The 24,839-nt window shown below is 56.3% G+C and carries 20 protein-coding genes and 1 pseudogene; 7 read left to right on the top strand and 14 right to left on the bottom strand.

The features are described from left to right. Positions 1-191: 191 nt before the first annotated feature. The 6 genes and pseudogenes from SPH27_RS14330 to SPH27_RS14305 all read right to left on the bottom strand — a co-directional run bounded on the left by SPH27_RS14330 (position 192) and on the right by SPH27_RS14305 (position 8,010). Positions 192-1,586 (bottom strand): glycoside hydrolase family 1 protein, encoded by a 1,395-nt coding sequence (locus SPH27_RS14330; RefSeq protein ID WP_182071291.1) that lies wholly within the window; start codon positions 1,584-1,586, stop codon positions 192-194. A 12-nt stretch (positions 1,587-1,598) separates the two neighbouring features. Further along, positions 1,599-3,565, bottom strand: a pseudogene (bglF, locus tag SPH27_RS14325) (PTS beta-glucoside transporter subunit IIABC). Positions 3,566-3,589: 24 nt separating this feature from the next. Beyond that, positions 3,590-4,423 (bottom strand): BglG family transcription antiterminator LicT, encoded by an 834-nt coding sequence (licT, locus tag SPH27_RS14320; RefSeq protein ID WP_023616723.1) that lies wholly within the window; start codon positions 4,421-4,423, stop codon positions 3,590-3,592. 166 nt (positions 4,424-4,589) lie between these two features. Next, positions 4,590-5,936, bottom strand: a complete 1,347-nt coding sequence (locus SPH27_RS14315; protein WP_182071292.1) for a carbohydrate porin — start codon at positions 5,934-5,936, stop codon at positions 4,590-4,592. A 302-nt stretch (positions 5,937-6,238) separates the two neighbouring features. Beyond that, entirely contained in the window at positions 6,239-7,171 is a 933-nt protein-coding gene (gene dusC / locus SPH27_RS14310; RefSeq protein WP_182071293.1) for a tRNA dihydrouridine(16) synthase DusC, read from the bottom strand. A 41-nt stretch (positions 7,172-7,212) separates the two neighbouring features. Next, the gene (locus SPH27_RS14305) at positions 7,213-8,010 is read right to left on the bottom strand and encodes an AraC family transcriptional regulator (protein ID WP_182071294.1); all 798 of its coding nucleotides are present in this window, start codon (positions 8,008-8,010) and stop codon (positions 7,213-7,215) included. A gap of 59 nt (positions 8,011-8,069) precedes the next feature. Between SPH27_RS14305 and SPH27_RS14300 the strand changes: the two genes are divergently transcribed. The 6 genes from SPH27_RS14300 (at position 8,070) to SPH27_RS14275 (ending at position 13,435) form a co-directional block, all read left to right on the top strand. Continuing rightward, positions 8,070-8,786 (top strand): type 1 glutamine amidotransferase, encoded by a 717-nt coding sequence (locus SPH27_RS14300; protein WP_182071295.1) that lies wholly within the window; start codon positions 8,070-8,072, stop codon positions 8,784-8,786. 191 nt (positions 8,787-8,977) lie between these two features. Beyond that, a complete protein-coding gene (locus SPH27_RS14295) occupies positions 8,978-9,373 on the top strand; it encodes a CidA/LrgA family protein (RefSeq protein ID WP_023312463.1) in 396 nt (131 codons plus the stop codon). Next, a complete protein-coding gene (locus tag SPH27_RS14290; protein ID WP_029740398.1) occupies positions 9,370-10,065 on the top strand; it encodes a CidB/LrgB family autolysis modulator in 696 nt (231 codons plus the stop codon). The genes SPH27_RS14295 and SPH27_RS14290 overlap by 4 nt, the downstream gene beginning before the upstream one ends. Before the next feature lie 129 nt (positions 10,066-10,194). After that, complete coding sequence (gene cdd / locus SPH27_RS14285; protein ID WP_112778299.1) at positions 10,195-11,079, top strand: cytidine deaminase; 885 nt, start codon at positions 10,195-10,197, stop codon at positions 11,077-11,079. A 126-nt stretch (positions 11,080-11,205) separates the two neighbouring features. After that, complete coding sequence (sanA, locus tag SPH27_RS14280; protein WP_008500918.1) at positions 11,206-11,922, top strand: outer membrane permeability protein SanA; 717 nt, start codon at positions 11,206-11,208, stop codon at positions 11,920-11,922. 124 nt (positions 11,923-12,046) lie between these two features. Beyond that, complete coding sequence (locus tag SPH27_RS14275; protein ID WP_182071382.1) at positions 12,047-13,435, top strand: glutamine synthetase family protein; 1,389 nt, start codon at positions 12,047-12,049, stop codon at positions 13,433-13,435. A 49-nt stretch (positions 13,436-13,484) separates the two neighbouring features. On the opposite strand, the gene mglC is transcribed toward SPH27_RS14275, so the two are convergent. The 7 genes from mglC to SPH27_RS14240 all read right to left on the bottom strand — a co-directional run bounded on the left by mglC (position 13,485) and on the right by SPH27_RS14240 (position 21,679). Continuing rightward, on the bottom strand, positions 13,485-14,495 hold the full coding sequence (gene mglC, locus SPH27_RS14270; protein ID WP_008500921.1) for a galactose/methyl galactoside ABC transporter permease MglC: 1,011 nt from the start codon (positions 14,493-14,495) through the stop codon (positions 13,485-13,487). Positions 14,496-14,510: 15 nt separating this feature from the next. Then, positions 14,511-16,031: a galactose/methyl galactoside ABC transporter ATP-binding protein MglA gene (gene mglA, locus SPH27_RS14265; RefSeq protein ID WP_023312467.1), complete on the bottom strand. Its 1,521-nt coding sequence runs from the start codon at positions 16,029-16,031 to the stop codon at positions 14,511-14,513. A 79-nt stretch (positions 16,032-16,110) separates the two neighbouring features. Further along, on the bottom strand, positions 16,111-17,109 hold the full coding sequence (gene mglB, locus SPH27_RS14260) for a galactose/glucose ABC transporter substrate-binding protein MglB (protein ID WP_023312468.1): 999 nt from the start codon (positions 17,107-17,109) through the stop codon (positions 16,111-16,113). Positions 17,110-17,404: 295 nt separating this feature from the next. Next, complete coding sequence (gene galS, locus SPH27_RS14255) at positions 17,405-18,427, bottom strand: HTH-type transcriptional regulator GalS (protein ID WP_029740403.1); 1,023 nt, start codon at positions 18,425-18,427, stop codon at positions 17,405-17,407. A 155-nt stretch (positions 18,428-18,582) separates the two neighbouring features. Further along, positions 18,583-19,740 carry a DUF418 domain-containing protein YeiB gene (gene yeiB / locus SPH27_RS14250; RefSeq protein WP_064672840.1) on the bottom strand — a complete coding sequence of 386 codons (1,158 nt, stop codon included), beginning with the start codon at positions 19,738-19,740 and terminating at the stop codon, positions 18,583-18,585. 19 nt (positions 19,741-19,759) lie between these two features. Beyond that, positions 19,760-20,428, bottom strand: a complete 669-nt coding sequence (gene folE, locus SPH27_RS14245; protein WP_023312471.1) for a GTP cyclohydrolase I FolE — start codon at positions 20,426-20,428, stop codon at positions 19,760-19,762. Positions 20,429-20,530: 102 nt separating this feature from the next. Then, complete coding sequence (locus tag SPH27_RS14240) at positions 20,531-21,679, bottom strand: YbfB/YjiJ family MFS transporter (RefSeq protein ID WP_039263162.1); 1,149 nt, start codon at positions 21,677-21,679, stop codon at positions 20,531-20,533. Positions 21,680-21,817: 138 nt separating this feature from the next. Here SPH27_RS14240 and fghA point away from each other — a divergent pair, with 138 nt between their 5' ends. Then, the gene (fghA, locus tag SPH27_RS14235; RefSeq protein ID WP_182071296.1) at positions 21,818-22,645 is read left to right on the top strand and encodes an S-formylglutathione hydrolase; all 828 of its coding nucleotides are present in this window, start codon (positions 21,818-21,820) and stop codon (positions 22,643-22,645) included. A gap of 111 nt (positions 22,646-22,756) precedes the next feature. On the opposite strand, the gene cirA is transcribed toward fghA, so the two are convergent. Then, on the bottom strand, positions 22,757-24,727 hold the full coding sequence (gene cirA / locus SPH27_RS14230) for a catecholate siderophore receptor CirA (protein WP_048979998.1): 1,971 nt from the start codon (positions 24,725-24,727) through the stop codon (positions 22,757-22,759). Between the last annotated feature and the right edge of the window lie 112 nt (positions 24,728-24,839).

Here is a 24,839-nt window from a genome sequence, read left to right as displayed (position 1 = left end):
AATGCATTCACGCCAAATATAAATACGCTGCTACACTTATTCAGGACATACATGAGCGGGAGAAAGGAATGAAAATATTACTGTGGGTTATTTTAATTATATTCCTGATAGGGCTCTTAGTGGTTACCGGCGTATTCAAGATGATTTTCTGATCTATTTGCCCGGCTCAGAGCCGGGCAACGTCATTAATATCAGGCTTTCAGCGAAGCCCCTTTGGTGGCAATCACCTCTTTATACCAGTAGAAACTTTTCTTACGGCTGCGCGCCAGCGTGCCGTTACCGCTGTCATCGCGATCGACGTAAATAAAGCCGTAGCGCTTGGAGAGTTCAGCTTTAGACGCGCTCACCAGGTCGATTGGCCCCCAGCTGGTATACCCCATCACCTCAACGCCGTCGTCAATGGCTTCACGCACCTGCACCAGGTGGTCGTTAAGGTAGCTGATGCGATAGTCATCCTGCACCACGCCGTTGGCATCCGGTTTATCCTTCGCCCCCAGGCCATTTTCCACGATAAACAACGGCTTTTGATAGCGATCCCAGAGCACGTTTAACAGGGTACGCAGGCCGATGGGGTCAATCTGCCAGCCCCATTCGGAACTTGCCAGATGCGGGTTAGGCACCATGCTCAGGATGTTGCCGCGCGCCTGCTGGTTGAGGGCCTCATCCGCGGTGACGCAGCCCGTCATGTAGTAGCTGAAGGAGATAAAATCGACGGTCGATTTCAGCGCCTCGCGGTCGTCATCCGTTACCTCAAGCTGAATACCATTGTCGCGGAAGAAGCGCTGCATATACCCCGGATAGGCGCCACGGCACTGCACGTCGCCAAAGAATTGCCACGCGCGGTTTTCCTGCAGCGTCTCCAGAACATCTTCCGGCTTGCAGGTCAGCGGGTACATCAGGCCGCCCAGCAGCATGTTGCCGATTCTGGCATCCGGGATAATCTCGTGGCAGGCCTTCACGGCCAGCGCGCTGGCCACCAGCTGGTGGTGGATCGCCTGGTACACCTCACCTTTGCTGCTGGTTTCTGGCAGGCCCACGCCGGTCATCGGCGCGTGCAGAGACATATTGATCTCGTTGAAGGTCAGCCAGAGCTTCACCTTCTCCTTGTAGCGCGCAAACACGGTACGGGCGTAGCGCTCGAAGAACCCAATGGTCTGGCGGCTGCCCCACCCGCCGTACTGCTTCACCAGCCCCCACGGCATTTCGTAATGCGAGAGCGTCACCAGCGGGGTAATGCTGTGCGCGGCCAGCTCGTCAAACAGCCGGTCGTAAAACGCCAGCCCCGCCTCGTTAGGCTGCTGCTCGTCGCCGTTCGGAAAAATGCGGGTCCAGGCAATGGAGACGCGCAGGCAGCTAAAGCCCATCTCAGCGAACAGTTTGATGTCTTCCGGGTAGCGGTGATAGAAGTCGATGGCGACGTCCTTGATGCCGCTGTCGCCCGCCACGCGCTCAACCACCGGGCCGAAGACACCCTGCGGCTGAACGTCTGAGGTGGACAGCCCTTTTCCCTCCTCCAGATACGCGCCTTCTACCTGATTCGCGGCAACCGCGCCGCCCCATAAAAAATCGTCCGGGAAAGTTTTCATCACGTTCTCCTGTTATTGATGGCTTACGCTGAGTAACGGCGCACCGGCGCTGACGGACGTTGCCGCCACGGTCACCACATCGCGATACTCATCGCTGTTACTGATAATGATCGGGGTCGCCAGGTCGTATCCGGCATCGATAATCGCCTGTCGGTCAAACTCCAGCAGCAGATCGCCGGGCTGTACCCTGTCGCCCACCTTCACGTGGGCGGTAAACGGCCTGCCGTCGAGCTTCACGGTATCGATCCCCACGTGAATCAACACTTCAATTCCGCTGTTGCTGAGCAGGCCGATGGCGTGTTTGGTCTGAAACAGCGAGGCCACCACGCCGGCAAACGGGGCCACCACTTTGTTATCCGAGGGAATAATCGCGGCACCGCTGCCCAGCAGGCCGCTGGCAAACGTGGTATCCGGCACCTGGTCGAGCGCCAGAACGGTCCCGGTCATCGGGGATAAAACATCGTTTTCCCTTGCCATAACCGCAGCTTCCGCCTCTGCGCGTCCCGGCATACCTGCCACCAGCGTCAGGCCACAGCTCAGCACCAGCGCTACCGCGGTGCCGATCACGCCGCCCCACAGCGTGGCGTTTACCCCACCCGGCGGAATCATCTGGGCGATGGTAAAGATATTGGCGAAGCCGAAGGAGTAAACGTGGGTATCGCTGAAGCCGACAATCGCCCCGCCGATAGCCCCCGCCACGCAGCCAAAAATAAACGGGCGGCGCAGCGGCAGGTTTACGCCATAGACGGCCGGTTCGGTAATACCAAATATCCCGGCCGTGACCGATGAACCCGCCAGCATCTTCTGACGGGCGTCGCGGGTACGCAGGAAGATCCCCAGCGCCGCCCCCACCTGGCCAAACACCGCGGGCAATAGCATTGGCAGCATGGAGTCATGCCCCAGCACCGCCAGGTTGTTAATCATCAGCGGCACCAGCCCCCAGTGCAGGCCAAAAATAACGCAGACCTGCCACAGCGCGCCCATCGCCGCGCCCGCCAGCCACGGTGCCAGAACGTAAATGCTCTGATAGCCGTTCGCCAGCATCTGGCTCAGCCAGGTCGCCAGCGGCCCGATAACGAGGAAAGTCAGCGGCACGGTCACGCCCAGACAGATCAGCGGCGCGAAGAAGTTTTTCATCGAGGATGGCAGCAGCCTGGTGCTCTGCTTTTCCAGCCAGCAGCTGACCCACGCGGCGAGAATAATCGGGATCACCGACGAGCTGTAGTTAAACCAGGTGACGGGAATGCCCAAAAAAGCGTCCGATACCGCGCCCGGCTGCTGGCTGGCGTTAAACGCTGCAATCATCATCGGATGGGTGAGCGCCCCGCCGATGACCATGGTAATAAACGGGTTGCCGCCGAATTTTTTCCCGGCGGTGTAGCCCAGCACCAGCGGGAAGAAGAAGAACAGCGCGTCGCTGGCGGCGAACCAGATTTTATAGGTGCCGCTCTCGGTGCTGAGCCAGCCGCACACCACCGCCAGCGCCAGCAGCCCTTTCAGAATACCGGACGCGGCCAGAATGCCGATAAACGGGGTAAAGATCCCGGAGACAATGTCAATCAGGCGGCCCAGCAGATTCCCTTTTTCGCCCCTCTCTTCCACGACGGGCGCGTCATCGGTAAGGCCTGCCTCATGGCGCACCGCCTGCCAGACGTCGTGGACGTGGTTGCCAATCACTACCTGAAACTGGCCGCCGCTTTCGACCACCATGATGACGCCCGGGTTTTTCTTCAGCCCTTCCGCATCCGCCCGTTGATTCTCTTTCAGTTTGAAGCGAAGCCGGGTCGCGCAGTGTACAAGACTGACGATGTTCTCTTTTCCGCCAACGTGGCCGAGAATATCCTTCGCTAAAGCCTGGTATTCCATCTCGATTTCCTTACATCCGATGCCTGCAGGCACCTGTTGACTGAGTACAAAAAATAAAAAAACCCGAGAACGACCTTCTGACGAAGGCCGCGCTCAGGTTTTGCCTGCGTGATGCAGTAACAATCCTGTTTTGAGGCTTAGCGCCCCTCTTTTCTCACCCGTTCAATATGAATGGCGAGGAACATAATTTCTTCGGTTGTCAGCTCACGCTGATAGCTTTTGTTCAGGTGCTGGGCGATTTTCTCGGCGCATTTCCACGCTTTCGCGTAGTTGTCTTTTACTGCCGTATGCAGCGAGACATCGTCATCTTCCACCACGGTGCGGGTCAGCATCCGCTGGGCAAAAAACTTCAGGTGGGTGACGAAACGCTGATAGCTGAGCGACTCTTCATCATACTCAAGCTGCAGCTGATACTTCACCAGCTGCAGGATCTCCTGCATCACCCGCGTCACGTGCATCACTTCCGGCATTTCGCTGTTGAGCTGCGCGGTGACCAGATGCAGCGCGATAAACCCGGCCTCATCCTCTTCCAGCTCGACGTTCAGGCGTCTGGCAATAATGGCCCGCGCCTCCTGCCCTAATTCGAACTCCTTCGGATACAGCCGTTTAATATCCCACAGCAGCACGTTTTTGATGGCCAGCCCGTTCTTCTGCCGCTCAATCGCAAAGTAGCAGTGGTCGGTGAGGGTGATATACAAACTCTCCTGCAGCTTGCCCAGCCGCTGCGCCGCCAGCCCGATGATGCGGTCGCAGGTGGTCATCACCTCCAGCGGAATTTGACTCAGCAGCTCTCCGAGTCGACGCACCAGTTCATCGCTTTGTAACGCAAACACCTTTTCAACCAACGCGGTATCCAGCGCTTCGCCGACGCGCTTCTGAAAGGCCAGCCCGCGGCCCATCACCACCTGTTCGCGCCCGCGCTCATCCTGAACAACCACCACGTTATTATTGAGTATCTTGGCGATTTTCATCTGAACCCCAGAAACAAAAAAACCTGACCTCCGGCAGATGCCAGAAAATCAGGTTTTGCCTGCCTTAGCAGTAACAATCCAGTTCTGGCACTCTATCAGTTTCATTCATAGCCTCAATGCATGACGCATCAGAAACGTGACGCGGATCGAACTTGCTACGGTGATATCAGAAGCTCACCACCGTTTTCAGCTCGGTAACCCAGGCATCCTGGGTGCGACTGACCCCGCCGGGATGGTGCCAGTACTGAATGCCCGGCTGCAGCTCCAGCCACGACACCGGACGGAAGCGATAATAAAACTCACCGTTCAGGGAGTGGCCTGGCTCCGGGTGATACGCCGGATCGTTATAGTCCGACACGCCGCTCAGGCTGTTCATATAGCGCTGGTTGCGGGCGTACTGGCTGCTCATATCAATCCAGGTTAGCCCGAAGCCAATCCAGTCTTCCGGCCGCGCGTCAAACAGCCCGCGGTAGCGCAGCGAGGCGGCGTAAACCTGGTGCATGTAGTTGGTACTCTGATCCGCAAGGCTCATGCTGAAAGAGGTGCTCAACCCGCGATTCGGGTCATCCTGATGCTGCGTAAGCTGCTGGTTCAGCCCGGCGTACATGAACCAGGTCCGGCTGTGGGTATCAAAGCCGTTCGGGTCCGTCGCGCCCGCACCGCCGGATTTGCCGCGAAAGAGATCGGTTTGCGGCGCGTTGGTAAACACCACGCCCAGGTTGTACGCGCCCGGCAGGCCGTTAATCAGCGGACGCGCTTCGATTTCAACCGGCAGTAAGACCCCTTTGCTGCCCTTCGTCGACCAGCTCCACGCGTGGCTGCGGCTGGAGGCCTCGGGATTTTGCTCCATCACGCCACCTTTTAAGGTCAGCGTCGGCGTTAATTTATACGCAAGCGTGGTGCCCCAGGTGTGAACGTTCCAGTTGTTCCACGTCAGCGAGTTGGCTGACTTCCCGCCGCACTGCGAAAGCAGCTGGAAATCACAGGGGATGATTTGATCGAAGGTCTGTACCTTGTTCATCATCCCGATGCGCCAGGTCAGACGCCGGTCGTCAAAGCTGCGGGCAAAGGTCAGCCAGCCCAGGCGGGTAATCGACTGCCCGCCCCAGCTCTCCTGGGTCAGATCGTTAAAGTTAACGCGCGGGTCCTGTACGCGTTTGGTGGTAAGGTCGTCATTGTGGTTACGGTTGACGATGTTCCCTTCGATACGCGCGTCCGGGATACCGGTCCAGCGCTCAAGATCCTGGCTGAAGGTCAGCGCAAACTGGTCAATATAGGCCACGTGGGAGTCGTGGTTATAGCCACCGCCTCCGTTCCAGCCAATTTCATTCAGATATCCGAGATTCCAGGTAAAACCGTTATGGTTGAGGATTTTACGTATGCCGAGCATTTCGCCCAGAACAGGCTCCGGAGGAGCTTCAAAGCCTAATACCGTTCCGTTCCAGTCCTGCGCCACCGACAGCGGGGATATCGTCAATAAGGCGAGCGCATAGAGTTTATTTTTATATGCCATGATAACAACCTGTGATTGAGTATTTTGTGCGTAACCGGCCGCAGGAAATTTTTCTATTTCCTGTCGATATTTCATTTTTTTAAAATCAGTAAAAAGCGCTAAGCCAAATTTCTCTCCTGCGTAAACGAGAGGCAAAAAAAAACCTAAGCGCTCCACAGCGAAAATGCTGTGAAACGCTTAGGTTTTGCCTGTTAACCAGTAACAATCCTGCGTTGAAAACAATGGCACCTTAACACCGTCGCGCCACGTTTAAAACCAGAACGGTTTTCTGATTTAAAAAAGTGTGAGCAATTTAACGCTTATTATTTTGACTGAATCACCCGGGCAATATCAGACGAAGTCTGCAATGTCCGAATTTCCTGAAATAATCCCAGCGCTTCATCGTACTCTTTGCGTAAATAGCTCAGCCACTGTTTAATTCGCGCGACGTGATACAAACCGGTGTCGCCCTGCTTTTCCAGTCGGCTGTATTTTTGCAGCAGCGTGACGACGTCTGCCCACGGCATTCGCGGCTCGTTATATTTCACCACCCGGCTAAGGTTGGGCACATTCAGGGCACCGCGACCGATCATCACCGCATCGCAGCCGGTGGCGTTCAGACAGGCCTGCGCGCTCTCGTAATCCCAGATTTCACCGTTGGCGATGACCGGAATGGTGAGGCGCTTGCGGATCTCGCCGATCGCCTGCCAGTTAATGCGCTCGGCCTTGTAGCCATCTTCTTTGGTGCGGCCATGCACCACCAGCTCGGTGGCCCCGGCCTGCTGCACCGCATCGGCGATTTCAAACTGCCGCGCGTCGCTGTCCCACCCCAGGCGCACCTTCACCGTCACCGGCAAATGCGAAGGCACGGCCTCACGCATCGCCTTCGCGCCGCGGTAAATCAGCTCAGGATCTTTCAGCAACGTCGCCCCGCCGCCGCTGCCGTTAACCAGCTTCGACGGACAGCCGCAGTTGAGATCCACCCCGTAAGAGCCCAGCTCAACCGCGCGGGCTGCGTTCTCCGCCAGCCATTCGGGATACTGGCCGAGCAGCTGAATACGCACCAGCGTGCCGGAAGAGGTCCGGCTCTGGTTGTACAGCTCGGGGCACAGGCGGAAGAAGGATTTTACCGGCAACAGCATATCGACCACGCGCAGAAACTCCGTCACGCAGAGATCGTAATCGTTCACCTCGGTCAGAAGCTCGCGCACGAGGGAGTCGAGCACGCCTTCCATTGGGGCCAGTAAAACACGCATAACAGTACCTGTGAAAAAAGACGCGCTATAGTAGCCGCTCTCTATATCGCTGGGAAGCGCTTCTGTTCAGGGAGAAAGTCAGCCGGCGTTGCCCCCACAATGGCGCGAAACGCCGCCGCAAATGCCGCCTGCCCGGAAAACCCCAGCATCCAGGCCACCTGTTTAACCGGGTATCCGTTGGCGAGCAGGTCCAGCGAGGCACAAATCCTTGCGCGCTGTCGCCAGGCCCGGAAGCTAAACCCGGTATCTTTGATAAAGGCGCGTGAGAATGTGCGTTCAGACATCGCGGCCTGTTCCGCCAGCCTGTCCATTGAAACATCCCAGAGATTGCTGGCAATGATGTCACAGGCAACCCGATGTAACCGCTCATCCACGGGCATCGGTAATTCGGCCGAAATCTGCTGCGCCTCGCTGAGGATTTCGAGCAGCAAAACGGCCATGCTGCGCTGGCTGGCTGGCCGGTATTGCGCACTGAACAGCCCGGCGATCAGCTCTTTGAACAGCGCTGTCGCCATAATCACGTGAACCTCTTCTTTCCGTTTAAAAGAGCCGCATTGCGATATCAGCGTGGGGCTAAACCAGACCGCGCGGAGCTCCGTTGCGGATAACACGCTGTAGGTGTGTTCCTGAAAGGGAGGGATCCACAGCGCGCGCTGTGGCGGTATGACCCAACGCTTATTGCCGGTTTCGACCAGCATCACCCCTTTGATGGCAAACAAAATCTGCCCCTGTGAATGCCGGTGAGGGGGATCCACTTCGCCGCGCGTATAGCTAATTGCCCCTCGGGACCAACCGATGGCATCGTCGTGAATTGGCGTTTTATCGATAACGGTTGGCATTTCACATTCCTCCCTTCCTCTTATGATGCTGCTTGTACACGTAACCGGAGAGAGACGCAATGCACATTCATTTTATCATTCATGAACATTTCGAAGCGCCAGGCGCATATGAAATCTGGGGGAAAAATCGCGGCTGTAGTATGAGCTACTCCAGAGTTTATCAGGGCGATCCCTTACCCGAGGATCTGCAGAGCACAGACTTGCTTATCATCATGGGAGGCCCGCAGTCACCTGCCACCACGCTTCAGGAGTGCCCCTGGTTTGACGCGCAGGCGGAAATACGGCTCATCGGCCGCGCAATAGAGGCAGGTAAAACGGTGATTGGCGTTTGTCTGGGCTCGCAGCTTATCGGTGAAGCGCTGGGCGCAGCGTTTTGTCCTAGCCCGGAAAAAGAGATCGGCAAATTTCCCGTCAGGCTCACAGATGCAGGCAAGGCGAACCCGCTGTTTGAGGATTTTGGCCACGAGCTAAACGTCGGTCACTGGCATAACGACATGCCAGGGTTGACGCCGCAGACTAAAGTGCTGGCTTACAGCGAGGGCTGCCCCCGTCAGATCGTGCAATATGGAGAACGGGTTTACGGTTTTCAGTGTCATATGGAACTGACGCCGGAGGTGGTTGAGCTGCTGATTGAACATTCGCAGAACGATCTCCGCCGCGCGGCTGAATTTCGTTTTGTCGAAACGGCGGAAAAACTTCGCTCGCATGATTATCGCGAAATGAATCAGGTGCTGTTTTCTTTTCTGGATAAACTCGCCGCCCAACGCGAGGCCTGACTCAGAGGCATTTCTCTGGCTCGTCACTTCGCCACCGCACGCCCTTTCCTCTAAACTGTAGCCTGCCCCTGTGCGGTGATACCAGACGTTCCATTCTGGAATGTCTGGTATGCTCAAATTTCATGATGTGATCCATGGCACATTTTTGGGTTTAATTGTATGATGAATGCGTTTCAGCAAGGACTATCACCATGAGCAAATCATTGAACATTATCTGGCAATATCTGCGCGCATTCGTCCTGATTTATGCCTGCCTGTATGCCGGGATTTTCATCGCGTCGCTGCTGCCGATCGTCATTCCCGGCAGCATTATCGGTATGCTGATCCTCTTCGTTTTGCTGGCGCTGCAAATCCTGCCCGCAAAATGGGTCAACCCCGGCTGCTTCGTCCTCATTCGCTATATGGCGCTGCTTTTCGTGCCTATCGGCGTCGGGGTCATGCAGTATTTTGATTTGCTCAAGGCCCAGTTCGGCCCGATTGTGGTCTCCTGCGCGGTCAGTACGCTGGTGGTTTTCCTTGTGGTGAGCTGGAGTTCGCATCTGGTGCATGGCGAACGTAACGTGGTCGGGGAGAAAACAAAAAAATGATGGCCAATATCTGGTGGTCGCTGCCGTTAACCCTGGCGGTGTTCTTCGCCGCGCGCAAGCTTGCCGCACGCTTCAAAATGCCGTTGCTGAACCCGCTGCTGGTGGCGATGGTGGTAATTATTCCGTTCCTGCTGCTCACCGGCATTCCTTACGAACGCTACTTTGCCGGCAGCAAAATTTTAAACGACCTGCTGCAGCCTGCCGTTGTGGCGCTTGCCTTTCCTTTATATGAGCAGCTCCACCAGATCCGCGCCCGCTGGAAATCCATCATTACCATCTGTTTTGTGGGCAGCCTGGTGGCGATGATCACCGGCACCTCGGTAGCGCTGTTGATGGGGGCCTCTCCGCAGATTGCGGCATCGATCCTGCCTAAATCGGTAACCACGCCTATCGCGATGGCGGTCGGCGGCAGCCTTGGCGGGATCCCGGCCATCAGCGCGATGTGCGTCATTTTCGTCGGTATTCTCGGCGCTGTGTTTGGTCACACCCTGCTGAACGGGATGCGTATTCATACTAAAGCAGCACGGGGACTGTCGATGGGGACCGCCTCCCACGCCCTGGGCACTGCCCGCTGCGCGGAGCTGGATTATCAGGAAGGGGCGTTTAGCTCCCTGGCGCTGGTGATCTGCGGGATTATCACCTCCCTGCTGGCCCCGTTCATTTTCCCGCTGATTCTGGCGGTGATGGGCTAAAATTTGCGATGCGTCGCGCAAATTTCATTTTGATTTCATAAGTTGCATACATAATGAGAAGTGGATCACATATAAAGCCCTGACGGCTCCGTAAACTACCGATCCATTAACCTTTATGAGGCAAACGCCATGCACCCACGTTTTCAAGCTGCTTTCGCCCAGCTTGCAGAGAATTTGCAGTCAGCCCTGGCTCCCGTTCTGGCAGATGCACACTTCCCCGCCCTGCTGACCGCGGAGCAGGTCACGATGCTGAAACAGGCAACGGGACTGGAAGAAGACGCGCTGGCTTTCGCACTGCTTCCTCTGGCTGCCGCCTGCGCGCGGGCCGATCTCTCCCACTTTAACGTCGGGGCCATTGCGCGCGGCGTCAGCGGAACCTGGTACTTCGGTGGCAATATGGAGTTCCTGGGCGCGACCATGCAGCAAACGGTTCACGCCGAGCAGAGCGCCATCAGCCACGCCTGGCTGCGCGGTGAAAAAGCCCTGAGCGCCATTACCGTTAACTACACCCCCTGCGGCCACTGCCGTCAGTTTATGAACGAGCTGAACAGCGGGCTGCAGCTGCGCATCAACCTGCCGGGCCGCGCGCCGCACACGCTGGGGGATTATCTGCCTGACGCGTTTGGCCCGAAAGATCTGGAGATCAAAACGCTGCTGATGGACGAGCAGGACCACGGTTACGCCCTGTCCGGCGATGACCTGAGCCAGGCGGCCATTCGCGCGGCGAACAAGAGCCACACGCCGTACAGCAAGTCCCCGAGCGGCGTGGCGCTGCAGTGCCGCGATGGCCGGATCTTTAGCGGCAGCTATGCAGAAAACGCCGCGTTTAACCCAACTCTGCCTCCGCTGCAGGGCGCGCTTAACCTGCTGAGCCTGAACGGCTATGACTATCCGGACATTCAGCGCGCTATTCTGGCAGAAATTGCCGATGCGCCGCTGATTCAGTGGGATGCGACCGCCGCGACGCTTAAAGCGCTGGGCTGCACGACGATTGACCGCGTACTGCTTGCGTAATCCTTCCGGCGGGCAGAAATGCCCGCCAGTTTGCTGAAAAACCCCTCAGTTGAGTCGCTGTTTCTTGCGCTAACCAGGCGGGTAAAGTAGCCTGAGTTAAATTTCATCCACGAACGAGCCATCTCCATGTTAAAGCGCGTTTTTTACAGCCTGTCTGTCCTGGTCGGCATACTGCTGTTGATCGTGCTGGGTCTCGACCGCTGGATGAGCTGGAAAACCGCCCCCTACATCTTTGACGACCTGCAGGACCTGCCCTATCGTCAGGTTGGCGTGGTGCTCGGCACCGCCAAGTATTACCGCACCGGCGTGATCAACCAGTATTACCGTTACCGCATTCAGGGCGCGCTGAACGCCTACAACAGCGGCAAGGTGAACTACCTGCTGCTGAGCGGAGATAACGCGCTGCAAAGCTACAATGAACCGGTGACGATGCGTAAGGACCTGATTGCCGCGGGCGTGGACCCTGCCGATATCGTGCTCGACTACGCCGGATTCCGCACCCTGGACTCCATCGTGCGCACGCGTAAAGTCTTCGACACCAACGACTTCATCATCATCACCCAGCGCTTCCACTGCGAGCGCGCGCTGTTTATCGCGCTGCATATGGGCATTCAGGCGCAGTGTTACGCGGTGCCGTCGCCAAAAGATATGCTGAGCGTGCGCGTGCGCGAGTTCGGCGCGCGTTTTGGCGCCCTGGCCGATCTGTATATCTTCAAACGCGAACCGCGCTTTTTAGGCCCACTGGTTCCGATTCCGGCGATGCACGAAGTGCCGGAAGACGCGCAGGGTTACCCGGCCGTCACGCCCGAGCAGCTGCTGGATATGCAGAAAAAGGAGAAATAACAGGGCCGCCTTTATACTTTCTTTACGCCGGGCCTGACGCTTTTTATCCCCCCTTTACGTCGGCTCTTTTAAGCTGAGTTCACTGCCGCTTCGGCTTCATTGAAGAATGACTATGAACTCAATAATGAATGCGTTTTTCCTCAAAAGTCTCCGCCCGTATTTTAACTTTCCCGGTTTATCACTTCCTGGCGCACTCAATTCCGGTCTCTGGCTTGATGAAAAAATTGACGCCCTGCAGCACAACATTTCAGTGGAAGTGGCAGATTATCTGGAACGCTACCCCCAGACGAAACACATTGACGTTTACCTGAACGATATCAACGGCACGATGCGCGGCAAGCGTCTGTCGGTGGAGAGCATGCTGAGCCTGGAAAAAGGCTGTTATTTTCCCCTTTCGGTCTATTCGATGGATCAGAAAGGAAAAATCGCCGCCCCGCTGCATGATGAGCCGGACCGACTCTGCGTTCCTGTCGCCGGCTCCCTGCGCCCCTGCCCGCAAGATCCGCAGCACAACGCGCAGATCCTGCTGACGATGAAAGACAGCGACGACACCCCCTGCCCGCTTGAGCCGCGCGTGATACTGCAGAACGTGCTGGCCCGCTTCCACCAGCACGGCCTCTTCCCGGTGATTGCCCCGGAAATCGAGTTCTATCTGACGGGACATGACAATCGGGATCCGCAAAATCAGGGCTGTTTTCACATGGATACTACGACGGCGCATGCGGCACTGTTTGACGAGCTGGAACAGCTGGCGCACCTGCAGCGCATCCCGCTGTCCGGGATCGTGGCGGAAGCCGAGTCCGGTCAGTACGAATTAAACCTGAAGCACAGCCATCGCGTCGTTGAGGTCTGCGATAACGTGCTGGCGCTTCGTCGCCTGACCCGGTATGTTGCCGAAAAGCACGGCCTGCAGGCCAACTTTATGGCGAAGCCTTTCAGCCAGCTGTCCGGCAGCGGTTTGCACTTCCATTTCAGCCTGAACAATCGTCACGGCGAAAACGTCTTTGCTTCCCCGGTGAACGCGCTTAACAGCATGATGCGTTTGTGCATCGCGGGGCAGCTGGCGCTGATGCCCGCCTCCGTCGCCATTCTTGCGCCGGGCGTTAACGCGTTTCGTCGCCTGCGTAAAAACCTGACGGAGCCCGTATTTAACTCCTGGGGCTATAACACCCGCTCCGCCGCTTTGCGTATTCCCTGCTCGGATGACCACAACCGTCGTATCGAGTACCGGCTGGCCGGGGCCGATGCCAATCCCTATCTGGTGGCAGCAACTATCCTGACCGGCATGCTGTACGGGCTGGAAAACATCGACGACGAGGATTTGCCCGAACCGCAGCATGATGAACCCGCGCTGCCGCTGTTTCAGCAGGAGGCGATTGAGACCTTTGCCCGCTGTCAGTACCTCACCGACAGCCTGGGCGACGCTTTTTCCGAACAATGGGTCGCCTGCAAGTTCTCTGAACTCGACTGGTTTGAGCGCATCGTGACCCGAGAGGAGTCGCATCTGGCGTAGGGCATAAAAAAGCCCGCTCGATGAGCGGGCCGGATAACGCGAGGAGCAATTACTTCTTACGCGCGTACTTCAGTGAATCCAGCGCAACCGCGAAGATAATGATGGCGCCTTTGATGATGTACTGCCAGTACGGGTTCACGCCGATATAGGTCAAGCCGTAGTTGATGACGGTGAAGATAATCACACCGGTCACCACGCCCAGTACCGTACCCACGCCGCCGCTGAAGGAGACGCCGCCCACCACGCAGGCTGCGATCGCATCCAGCTCGTACATGAAGCCGAGGTTGTTGGTTGCAGAGCCGATACGGCCCGCTTCCAGCATCCCGCCGAAGGCGTAGAACACGCCGGACAGGGCATAAATGATGAGCAGGTTCAGGGCAACGTTCACGCCGGACACTTTCGCCGCTTCCGGGTTACCGCCGATAGCGAAGATGTTTTTACCAAAGCGCGTTTTGTTCCACAGGATCCAGACGAAGGCCACCGCAATCAGCGCATAGAAGGTGATATACGACAGGCGGAAGCTGCCCAGCGCGATGAACCCTTGCGTAAAGGTCGAGAAGCCGCTGTCAAAACCCGAGATTGGGGAAGCACCGACAAAGTCGTAGTACAGGGAGTTGATACCGTAAACGATGATCATCGTACCCAGCGTGGTGATAAACGGCGTCACGTTCAGGTAGGCGATAATGATACCGTTGATCAGACCAATCACCGCACCGATGGCGCAGACAATCAGGATCACCACGAAAATCGGCATGGTGGCCATTTCCGGGAAGACCTTGTTGGCATTTTCCATCGACTGCAGCAGGGTTGCCGCGATAACCGCCGCCAGACCCACCTGACGACCGGCAGAAAGGTCCGTCCCCTGGGTCACGATCAGGCCCGCCACGCCCAGCGCAATGATAATACGCACGGAGGACTGGGTCAGAATGTTACTCAGGTTCAGCAGGCTTAAGAACGTAGGGTCCTGGAAAATGATGATAGCCAGCAGTACTAAAAGAACAACGTAAATACCGCCTTCTTTCAGGTAAGTGAGAAAACTTTTTTTATTTAACGCACTCATGAGGAGCCCCTGATCTTAAAGGTGCAAAGACGCAAGACGCAAAATTTCGTTTTGCGTTGTCGTTTTGGTGTCAACAATACCGGCAACGAGACCATTGCTCATAACCAGAATACGATCCGTGATCCCTAACAATTCCGGCATTTCGGAAGAAATAATAATGATCCCTTTATTCTTTTTCGCCAGCTCGGCAATCAGCTGATAAATTTCAAACTTCGCGCCGACGTCAATACCGCGGGTCGGTTCATCCAGCATCAGAATTTCTGGCTGGGTTAATAACCAACGTCCGATAATGACTTTCTGCTGGTTACCGCCTGACAGCGAACCAATTTGGGTGCGGTGTCCTGGCGTTTTCACGCGCATGGAGTCAATAACCCATTGGGTATCGCTCTTCATGCGGGAGTTATCCAGCAGTCCGACTTTGTTTTTGTAATTGCGAATGTTAGAAATTAACGAGTTAAAGTTAATATCCAGATAGGCATAAATACCGGTCGAACGACGCTCTTCCGTCACCAGCGCAAAACCATTATTAATGGCTTCGTTGGCGTTGTGGTTGTTAATTTTCTTACCGTGCAGCGTAATAGTGCCTTCGGCTTTCTCACGGATACCGAACAGGGTTTCCACGATATCGGTACGTTTTGCCCCGACCAGACCGGCAATCCCCAGGATTTCGCCCTTATGCAGGTCGAAGGAGACGTCGCGAATAGACGGCTGACGCAACGAGGTCAGATTGCGCACTTCCAGGATCACTTCGCCCGGCTTGTTTTCTTTGTCCGGGAAGCGCTGGTTAAGGGAACGGCCGACCATCATGGCGATGATCTTGTCCATGTCCAGCCCTTCCAGCGGCTGCGTGGCAATCCACTGACCGTCGCGCAGAATGGTAATCTCATCGCACAGCTGGAAGATCTCTTCCATTTTGTGGGAGATATACACAATGCCGCAGCCGCGATCTTTTAGCTTACGAATAATGGTAAAAAGGTGATTAACCTCTTTTTCCGTTAATGACGATGTCGGTTCGTCCATGATGACGATTTTCGCATCATAGGAGAACGCTTTGGCGATTTCGATCATCTGCATCTGGGAGACGGATAATGTTCCCACGCGGGCGCGCGGGTCGATATCAATATCCAGCTCATCAAAAATCGCTTTGGTGTCGCGATACATTTTGTCCTGATCGACAAAGACACCCTTGGTTGGATAACGCCCCAACCACATGTTATCCATGACTGAACGCTGCAGCACCAGGTTTAATTCCTGGTGAACCATCGAGATACCGTTTTCCAGTGCTTCTTTCGCTGAATGGAAATCGATCTCTTTCCCCTGAAAAAGAATGCTGCCAGAATCTTTTTGATAGATCCCAAAAAGACATTTTAATAATGTTGATTTACCCGCACCATTCTCCCCCATCAGGGCATGAATAGAGTGAGGACGAACTTTTAAATTAACATTATCGAGTGCCTTAACGCCGGGAAATGACTTGTTGATACCGCTCATTTCCAACAGGTATTCACCGGATGACTGAGTATTTGTGCTGACCATAATTATACCTTGTTGGCCTCGCATATCGCGTTATAAAAGGGCGCAACGAATTGCGCCCAGTGGAGACAGTACCGCTAACTTATTTACCGATAAACTCAGCCAGGTTGGACTGGTCTACGCCCACGTAAGGTACGCGAACGATTTTGTTTTCAATTTTCCAGCTGGTGCCATCTGCAGCGCCTTTGCCATCGGCCAGGTTTTTCGCCAGATCGAAGGTCGCTTTCGCCTGGTTGTTGGCATCGTTCAGAACGGTACCGGCCATCGCACCGGATTTAACCAGCGCCAGCGCTTCTGGCAGTGCATCTACGCCGAACACAGGAATGGAGGATTTGTTGTGCGCTTTCAGCGCTTCTACCGCACCCATTGCCATCGCATCGTTGTTGGCGATAACCACTTCGATTTTGTTCGCGTTAGGGCCGGACAGCCACGCGTCCATCTTATCTTTCGCCTGAGCGGTATCCCACATCGCGGTATCTAACGCCAGCTGCTGGGTTTTCAGACCCTTGTCGTTCAGCTCTTTGATAACGTAGGTGGTACGGGCTTCAGCATCCGGGTGGCCGGGTTCGCCTTTCAGCAGCACGAACTGAATCTGACCGTCTTTGTTCAGGTCCCAGTTCGGGTTCGCCGCCCAGTGTTTCGCGATCAGATCGCCCTGAATAATACCGGACTCTTTGGAGTCAGTACCGACGTAATACGCTTTGTCGTAGCTATCCAGCGCTTTACGGGAAGGTTCTTTGTTGAAGAAGACGATTGGCACGTTCTGGCCGCGCGCTTTTTCAATAACCGTGCCTGCTGCAGCCGGGTCAACCAGGTTGATGGCCAGGGCTTTCACGCCTTTCGCCAGCAGAACGTCGATCTGGTCGTTCTGTTTGGACTGGTCGTTCTGGGAGTCGTTCATCAGCAGCTGAACGTCTGGCGCTGCTTTCGCATCTTTCTCAATCGCTTTACGTACAACAGACATGAAGTTGTCGTCGTATTTATAGATGGTCACACCAATACGGGTATCCGCAGCGTGCGCTGCTGCACCAAAAAGCATGCTTGCCATTACGGCAGACAGGGTCAACACCTTCTTATTCATGGTATCTCCGGTTTTTTTTATGCAGGGTAGTTCTTGTGAATAACGATCGGCGGGCAGGTGTTAATAAAACGTTACTGACAGCCGAAGTTCACTTATAAAATTTCTATCTTCCGTGTTCGGTAACGCTCCAGAAATGCGTTTTATTCGTTGTTTGCGGCACATTGGCTATAGTGAAAGTGAATAATCACCGTTACATAGCGTTTCAGCCCCTAAAACGCTGACATCATAGTCAGCGCCTTGTTAAGATACTGTGAATTTACTCACAGATTGAAAACGGTTACATCACCTCAAGTAATCAGTTAGTGATCGGAACCACAATTTGCCGGGCCGCGACGGAGTGCCGACGCACTAAAGTCGGCATGAAACAGTGCGTTGCGCCCGGATCCAGCAGCCCTGCCGCCCCCTGTAACGCCAGCTCAGTCGCCAGTTTCGCCATAGAGGCAATGGGGTAACGCACCGTTGTCAGCTGCGGGTCGGTGTAACGGGCAATCGGGATATCATCAAAACCAATGAGTGATAAATGCTGTGGCACCGCAATGCCGTTATCTTTCAGCGCCGTCAGGGCGCCTGCCGCCATGCTGTCGTTATAGGCAAACACCGCAGTAAGCTGCAGGTTGCGGCCCAGCAGCTCCACCATCGCCGCCTCACCGCCCTGCATGTCCGGTGTACCTGTGCCTGTCCAGCTTTCTGACGGCGTAATGCCGTGCTCTTTAAGGGCGTTTTGCCACCCCTCGCGCCGCAGGTCGTCATCTTCAATATGATGGCTGGAGGCCAGATAACCGATCCGCTGATGCCCGTTGTTGATGAGCATTTTCGTCGCCATCATGGCGCCGCTGACGTTATCCAGCCCGACGCAGCGATGGGCATAGCCGGGGACGATGCGGTTGATCAACACCATGCCCGGGATCTGATCCATAAAGCCGGTTAGCTCTTCATCGCTCAAGGCTTTTGAATGGACAATCAAGGCGTTACAGCGCTGGCGGATCAGCACTTCGATGGCATGGCGTTCCTTTTCCGCCTCATGATAGCTATTGCCGATCAGGACATATTTCTGATGCTGCTGGGCGACCACGTCGACCGCTTTGACCAGCGCGCCGAAAAAGGCATCCGATACATCCATCACCACCACGCCGATGGTGTCGCTGACCTGCGTCGCAAGCGCCTGGGCATTGGCATTTGGCCGGTACCCGAGCTGGGTCACGGCTTTCATTACGGTTTCACGGGTTTCAGGGCTGACCAGCGCGCTATTGTTCAGCACGCGTGAGACGGTAGCCACAGAAACGCCCGCCTGACGGGCGACGTCACGAATGGTGATCATATTCACCATCCTTCAAAGGATTGCAGCAACTCACAGACACCCCCTGTGTTTAGCAAGGTGGCTATTTTGGCAGCGAGAGAAAGGGGACTACGTGAAGAAGCTCACACTCATGAAAACGCTTACATCCGTTTTGTTAATGATTGTGATCCAGATCGTTATCTGGATGTGTTCCTCAATGATACCCCTGAAGCATGTGCGGTTAACTGACGCCACACCCACTCCAGCGGTCCCTGGCGGAAATAGCGTAGCCAGAGAACAGAAAACGCCAGGTTAATCACCCAGACCGGAATAACAAACGCCAGCAGCGTGAGGCGGTCGAATTTCATAAACAGGCCAAAGCGATAGAAAAGCGTGGTGCATATCAGCGTTTGCAGGAGGTAATTGCTCAGCGCCATGCGGCCCACGCAGGCGATAGCGCTGACGATCCACAGGCGGGAAAGCGTTGGCCAGTAGCCATAGATCAGCGCCGCGTAGCCGATGGTCTGGAACGGCGCGCTCAGTTCGCGCGGCACCTGGAGCAGGAACGCGCACCAGCGGTAATCCCAGTGGATATGCCACTGCGTGATTACCGCCGGGAGGTTAATCAGCACGCCGATCAGCACCAGCCCGACACCCGTTCGCCGATAGTGACGCAGGCTGAACTCCCCTTTCAGCCAGCCGGTGCGCATCAGTGACGCGCCCATCAGCATCATGCCCGCCAGCTGCCAGCCGTATTGCGCGCCCAGCGCAAGGAGGTTATCCCCCAGCATATCCGCGCGGTTGCTTATCGCTTCCGTACCGCCCTTCAGCTTCCAGTACTGTTCGTACTGCAGGTTAGCGGCATCCGGGATCCAGGAACGGTTCGTCGCCTCGCCGGAGATCATCCCCAGCAGCAGCAGGACCCCAAGCCCCATGACATAGAGCATCACGCCGGTGTTAAACAGGCTTTTTACGCTGTGCGCATCGCGAATCAGACGCCAGCAGATGAGCCCGACTAACCCATACGCGAGAAGAATATCGCCGTCCCAGAAGAACAGGCCGTGGATAAAGCCGAGGAGAACCAGCAGCGTCAGGCGCGACTGGATCCAGCGCGTACCGCGTTTGAGGAGGAGTTGCAGACCTGCACCAAACAGCAGGGCAAACAGCGTGAGGAATTTAACCTGTGCGAAGAGATCGAGGACAGCCCAAGTCCAGGCATCACTGCGCGTGATGTCGCCATACCAGGCAGGATTGAGGTAAGCCGCCTTCGGCAGGCCGAAGGCGCTGATATTAAGCAGCAGGATACCGAGAATGGCGACGCCGCGAACAAAATCGAGCGTGACGTTTCGCTCCATGGTTCCTGCCCTGTAAGACTTAGTTGTGGTGACGTACCGCGCGCAGGAACTCCTGACGGGTATTCTGGCTCGATTTAAACAGGCCGCCCAGCGAGGTTGTAGTGGTCGCGCTGGTTGCATCACGCACGCCGCGCGCCTTCACGCAGTAGTGAACCGCGTCGATAGAGACGGCCACGTTATTCGTGCCCAGCAGCGTTTGCAGCGCGGTCAGGATCTGCTGCGTCAGACGCTCCTGCACCTGCGGACGCTGGGCAAAGAACTGCACGATGCGGTTGATCTTCGACAGGCCAATCACCGTATCTTTTGGGATATACGCCACGGTCGCTTTACCGTCGATGGTCACGAAGTGGTGTTCGCAGGTGCTGGTCAGCGTGATATCGCGTACCGTCACCATCTCGTCCACTTTCATCTTGTTTTCAATGACGGTGATTTTCGGGAAGTTGGCGTAATCCAGCCCGGAGAAAATTTCGTCGACGTACATTTTCGCGATGCGGTGCGGCGTCTCCATCAGACTGTCGTCACTCAGATCGAGATTCAGCAGCTCCATGATCTCGGTCATATGACCGGCAATCAGACGCTTGCGGGTTTCATTGTCCAAATCCTGTACGGGCGGACGCAGTGGCGTTTCAAGACCGCGCGCAACCAGGGCTTCGTGGACCAGGGCAGCTTCTTTACTGAGTGATGACATTTTGTTCTCCTGCAGGTGTGGCGTCTTTTGCCCTCGTTGTGGCAAAAGTATGCGCTCATTGTGCGTGAGGCGGCGCACATAATCCAGTATTCACGACGATAATTATTGCAATTGCTGTTGCCTTTCAGCGTGACGATTCCAGACCAGCGCTCCGCCGACGAACAGCGCAACGCCCGCAAGCCCCAGCGCGGGCTCCAGCCTGTGGGTAAGCCAGGTTGATAACGCCGAGGTCATCGGGCCAATCAATTGACCAATCGCATACCCGGTGGTGAGCAAGCCTGCCATATAGCGCGTATGGTTTGGCGCCAGCTCGCGGCCGTATAAAAGAGAGAGCTGGACGGCACACAAAAAACCGCCGCCCACCAGCAGCCCGCCCGTCAGCAAACCGCCAATCCCCGGCAGCAGCCAGGCCGCCAGCACGCCAGCCCCCTGTAACCACAGCACGATAGCCAGCCTGCGGTTAGCCGTTGAGGTGTGGCGTAAAAGAATACTGAGCGCAATGCCCACCACGGCGGCGATACCAAAAATCGGCCAGACAAACTGGGCGAACAGGCTGCCGGGAAAACGCACCGCAGCCATTTGCGACAGGAATGTCGCCGGGAGGATATAGCCAAACCCGGCCAGGCTGTAGCTCCAGACCAGGCGCTTTAAATCCGCCGTCAGCACCAGCGGCTCCGGCGCGGTGCCGGGGCGATGGAGCTGCCCGGATCGCGGAAGGTAGCGCGCCACCAGCGCAATCAGCACCAGCGCCAGCACGCCGTAGATTTGCCATGCCGCCCCGGCCGAAAGGGATTTCGCCTGGATATAGACGGCGAGCAGCCCGCTCAGGGCAATGCCCGCCCCTGGCCCGGCAAACACGGCGGCGCTCAGGCCCGGTTTACCCAGCTGCCCCAGCCGTTCGTTGGTCCAGGCGGCAATGAGTACCATCGACCAGCCGCTCATGCAGCCAATCACGAAGCGCAGCAGGCCGTGCACGACGGCGTTATCCGCCGCCGCGGAGAGCAGCGTCAGCGCAACCGCGCCGGTGATGCCAAGCCAGAGGCGCGTTTCCACAAAGCGGTGCGCGCGCATGGCATCCCATGCGCCCACCAGATAGCCCAGATAATTCATCGCCGCCACCAGACCCGCGCTGGTCAGCGTAAGCTGCCCGGCAGCAATCATGAGCGGCACCTGAGGCGTAAAGGCAAAGCGCCCTATCCCCATCGCCACCACCAGAACGACAAATCCACTGAGCGCAATACGCAGCGCCATGACCGCTCCAATTGTTAAAGAAAAGTAAATTTATGATGCAGCATCTCGCCGTCTGGCGAAAGTGAAAGTTACTCACAGGTCAATGAAAAGGCTGTATTATGGTTTTTATGAATACGCATTCTCATTAAGGAGCCCTGCATGGAACTGCTCGAAGAGCACCGTTGTTTTGAAGGTCGACAGCAGCGCTGGCGGCATGACTCCACCGTCCTGAACTGTGCGATGACGTTCAGCATTTTCCTGCCGCCGACGGAAAATCCGCCGGTTCTGTTCTGGCTTTCAGGCCTGACCTGCAACGACGAAAACTTCACCACCAAAGCGGGCGCGCAGCGACTTGCCGCCGAGTTGGGTATTGCGCTGGTGATGCCTGATACCAGCCCGCGTGGTGATGATGTAGCCGACGATGCAGGATACGACCTGGGTAAAGGCGCCGGGTTTTATCTCAATGCGACCGAGCAGCCGTGGGCAGGCCACTACCGCATGTATGACTACATTCGCGACGAGCTGCCCGCGCTGATTCAGTCCGGGTTTGCGGTAAGCGACCGCTGCGCCATCAGCGGACACTCTATGGGCGGTCACGGGGCGCTGATCATGGCGTTAAAAAATCCGGGAAAATACGTCAGCGTGTCGGCATTTGCGCCAATTGTGAACCCAATGCAGGTGCCGTGGGGGCAGAAAGCCTTCACGAACTATCTGGGTGAAGATGAAGCAAAATGGCAGGAATGGGACAGCTGTGCGCTGATGCTGGCCAGCAGCTCGGCAAATGCGATCCCGGTGCTTGTCGATCAGGGCGATGCGGATCAGTTCCTCGCCGGGCAGCTACAGCCTGCGGTGCTCGCAGAAGCGGCACGCCAGAAGGACTGGCCGCTGACGCTGCGCATCCAGCCGGGATATGACCACAGCTATTACTTCATCGCGTCCTTTATTGAGGATCATCTCCGCTTCCACGCGGAGCATTTGTTTGGGTAAATGCGAGTGTGTGCGCTCTGATGCCCTCACCCTGGCCCTCTCCCACAGGGAGAGGGAACAAATACTAAAAACGGCAACTTACGTTGCCGTTTTGCTTTTACCCTGGCCGCATCAGAACTTGTAATCCACACCGACAAAGTAGCGACGGCCGTCTTCCGTATAGCTGTAATCGTCACGGCTCAGATCTTTATCCAGCAGGTTCTGCACGCCCGCGCGTAGCTTCACGCTTTTCGTCGCCTGCCAGGCGGCGCCGGTATTCCAGATGACATAGCCACCCGGCGTTGCTGCACTGCTGGTCAGCGCGCGTTTCTCACCGGTGTAGTTGCCCTGAACGTAGAACGACCAGTCCTGCGTCGCCTTCCAGTCAACGGTACCGTTGGCGGTGTGGAACGGCAGATCGGACAGCGGCTTGTTGCCGCCGTTGCTGATATCGCGACCATCGTTGTAGGTGTAGTTCAGGGTCAGTTTCCAGTCGTCCGCCAGCGGGAGTTTCAGCTCGGTCTCCACCCCGCGGATGCGCGCCTTGTTAACGTTGTAGTAGCGGAAAATCGGCTCACCGTCCGCATTCAGGCCAACGTAGTTAGGGTAGCCCTGCGCCTGTTTCGCATTGGCCGTACGGCTGATGCTGATGCGATCATCCACATTATTCTGGAAGGTGGTAACGCTGGCCTGCACGCCCTCTAACCAGCCCTCTTCCCCGCTGTAGTACAGACCGAATTCGAAGCTCTCGCTGGTTTCCGGTTTCAGATCCGGGTTACCGACAATCTCACAGGCACCGCGGCACGAGCCGGTGACCCAGTCCGGGCTCAGCTGGAGCAGTGACGGCGCTTTAAACGCGGTAGCCCAGCCCCCTTTCACCGTTACGGTATCGGTCGCGTTGTAAACCAGATAGGCTCGCGGGCTCCAGTGGTCACCGTAGGTATCATGGTCATCCATACGGATGCCGGTGGTCAGCGCCAGAGGTTCAAAGAGACGCCACTCATCTTCAAGGAACAGGGCATACTGGCTTGTCGAGGTACTGCTGCTGGAACCGCCCGTCAGGTTGACCGGATCTTTCAGCTTATCGTGACGCCATTCCCCACCGAAGGTCAGCAGCTGGTTGATTTCACCCAGCGGCAGCACGTATTTTCCGTCCACCGCGTTGCTCTCGGAGGTGATCGGATTGCTGTTACCCGGGTTTTTGTTATCCACCTTTTCGCCGTAAACCTTCAGCTCGCTGTTGCCGACGCCCCAACGGCCGTTGTGGCTGAGAGAGTAGTTCTGACGTTCAAGGCGGTTTTTGTCGAGGGAATCCGAGTCGCGATCCTGACGGTCGAAGCCGTAGCCCGCCGTAAAGTCGTGGTTTTCAGACGGTGTCCAGGCGAACTCCACATTCGCATCGCGGCTGGTGAAGCCCTCAATGCGCGGCGTTTCACCGCTCGCCGTGGTGGAGGACTTCTGCTGACCGTCTTTCTCACGCTTCGCGAGGCTACCGTAGGCTTTCAGCCCCAGCAGGCCGTCCACCAGCGGACCGCTGGTATAGAACTGACCGTTGTAGGTGTCTCCACGGTCGCGGTGCTCCTGAATTGTGGAATCGGCGCTCAGGGTGCCCGTCCACTTCTGGCCGATTTTTTTGGTGATAATGTTCACCACGCCGCCCAGCGCATCGGAACCGTACAGAGAAGACATCGGTCCGCGCACCACTTCGATTCGTTCGATGGCGTCAACCGGAACCCAGTTGAGGTCGAAATCATTATGGCGGAAAACCGCGTTACGCGAGTTAACGCGCTTGCCGTCGATCAGGATCAGCGTGTAACTGCTGTCCAGTCCACGAATACTTACCCCTTTACGGTTGTCCCCTTCGCTCGTGAGCTGAACGCCCGGCACCTCCCGTAACACATCTTTCAGATTCTGAACGGGTTTGCGCTGCAAATCTTCCTGGGTAATCACGCTGATGCTTGCCGGGGCGTCTTTCAGGTTTTGCTCGGTCGCGGAGGCCGTTACAACCATTGTGTCGCCGGATTCCGCTGCGATAACAGGCAGGGCCAGGGACATTGCGGACGCACAAAGTCCTCCCCTGACGAAGGGATTCAACCTAAACATTCCATATCTCCATGAGGTAAATACAACTAAATCAAATCATCATTGCTCACAGCGTCTTCCTTGCCGCCCACATCTGCGGTGGGTCGGTGACACGCTTATTTTCGATAACGAT

It is taken from the genome of Enterobacter sp. A103, from assembly GCF_034427535.1.
Lineage (GTDB): Bacteria > Pseudomonadota > Gammaproteobacteria > Enterobacterales > Enterobacteriaceae > Enterobacter > Enterobacter asburiae_B.
This window is presented reverse-complemented; position numbering and strand designations above follow the sequence as displayed.

What these genes read in the sequence shown, in the direction of transcription:
- SPH27_RS14305 (WP_182071294.1), bottom strand. Translation starts at nt 8,010, where the DNA reads ATGCCAACCGTTATCGATAAAACGCCAATTCACGACGATGCCATCGGT.
- cdd (WP_112778299.1), top strand. Translation starts at nt 10,195, where the DNA reads ATGCACCCACGTTTTCAAGCTGCTTTCGCCCAGCTTGCAGAGAATTTG.
- dusC (WP_182071293.1), bottom strand. Translation starts at nt 7,171, where the DNA reads ATGCGTGTTTTACTGGCCCCAATGGAAGGCGTGCTCGACTCCCTCGTG.
- SPH27_RS14290 (WP_029740398.1), top strand. Translation starts at nt 9,370, where the DNA reads ATGATGGCCAATATCTGGTGGTCGCTGCCGTTAACCCTGGCGGTGTTC.
- SPH27_RS14295 (WP_023312463.1), top strand. Translation starts at nt 8,978, where the DNA reads ATGAGCAAATCATTGAACATTATCTGGCAATATCTGCGCGCATTCGTC.
- SPH27_RS14275 (WP_182071382.1), top strand. Translation starts at nt 12,047, where the DNA reads ATGAATGCGTTTTTCCTCAAAAGTCTCCGCCCGTATTTTAACTTTCCC.
- SPH27_RS14240 (WP_039263162.1), bottom strand. Translation starts at nt 21,679, where the DNA reads ATGGCGCTGCGTATTGCGCTCAGTGGATTTGTCGTTCTGGTGGTGGCG.
- cirA (WP_048979998.1), bottom strand. Translation starts at nt 24,727, where the DNA reads ATGTTTAGGTTGAATCCCTTCGTCAGGGGAGGACTTTGTGCGTCCGCA.
- SPH27_RS14300 (WP_182071295.1), top strand. Translation starts at nt 8,070, where the DNA reads ATGCACATTCATTTTATCATTCATGAACATTTCGAAGCGCCAGGCGCA.
- mglC (WP_008500921.1), bottom strand. Translation starts at nt 14,495, where the DNA reads ATGAGTGCGTTAAATAAAAAAAGTTTTCTCACTTACCTGAAAGAAGGC.
- mglB (WP_023312468.1), bottom strand. Translation starts at nt 17,109, where the DNA reads ATGAATAAGAAGGTGTTGACCCTGTCTGCCGTAATGGCAAGCATGCTT.
- yeiB (WP_064672840.1), bottom strand. Translation starts at nt 19,740, where the DNA reads ATGGAGCGAAACGTCACGCTCGATTTTGTTCGCGGCGTCGCCATTCTC.
- SPH27_RS14330 (WP_182071291.1), bottom strand. Translation starts at nt 1,586, where the DNA reads ATGAAAACTTTCCCGGACGATTTTTTATGGGGCGGCGCGGTTGCCGCG.
- fghA (WP_182071296.1), top strand. Translation starts at nt 21,818, where the DNA reads ATGGAACTGCTCGAAGAGCACCGTTGTTTTGAAGGTCGACAGCAGCGC.
- mglA (WP_023312467.1), bottom strand. Translation starts at nt 16,031, where the DNA reads ATGGTCAGCACAAATACTCAGTCATCCGGTGAATACCTGTTGGAAATG.
- galS (WP_029740403.1), bottom strand. Translation starts at nt 18,427, where the DNA reads ATGATCACCATTCGTGACGTCGCCCGTCAGGCGGGCGTTTCTGTGGCT.
- licT (WP_023616723.1), bottom strand. Translation starts at nt 4,423, where the DNA reads ATGAAAATCGCCAAGATACTCAATAATAACGTGGTGGTTGTTCAGGAT.
- SPH27_RS14315 (WP_182071292.1), bottom strand. Translation starts at nt 5,936, where the DNA reads ATGGCATATAAAAATAAACTCTATGCGCTCGCCTTATTGACGATATCC.
- folE (WP_023312471.1), bottom strand. Translation starts at nt 20,428, where the DNA reads ATGTCATCACTCAGTAAAGAAGCTGCCCTGGTCCACGAAGCCCTGGTT.
- sanA (WP_008500918.1), top strand. Translation starts at nt 11,206, where the DNA reads ATGTTAAAGCGCGTTTTTTACAGCCTGTCTGTCCTGGTCGGCATACTG.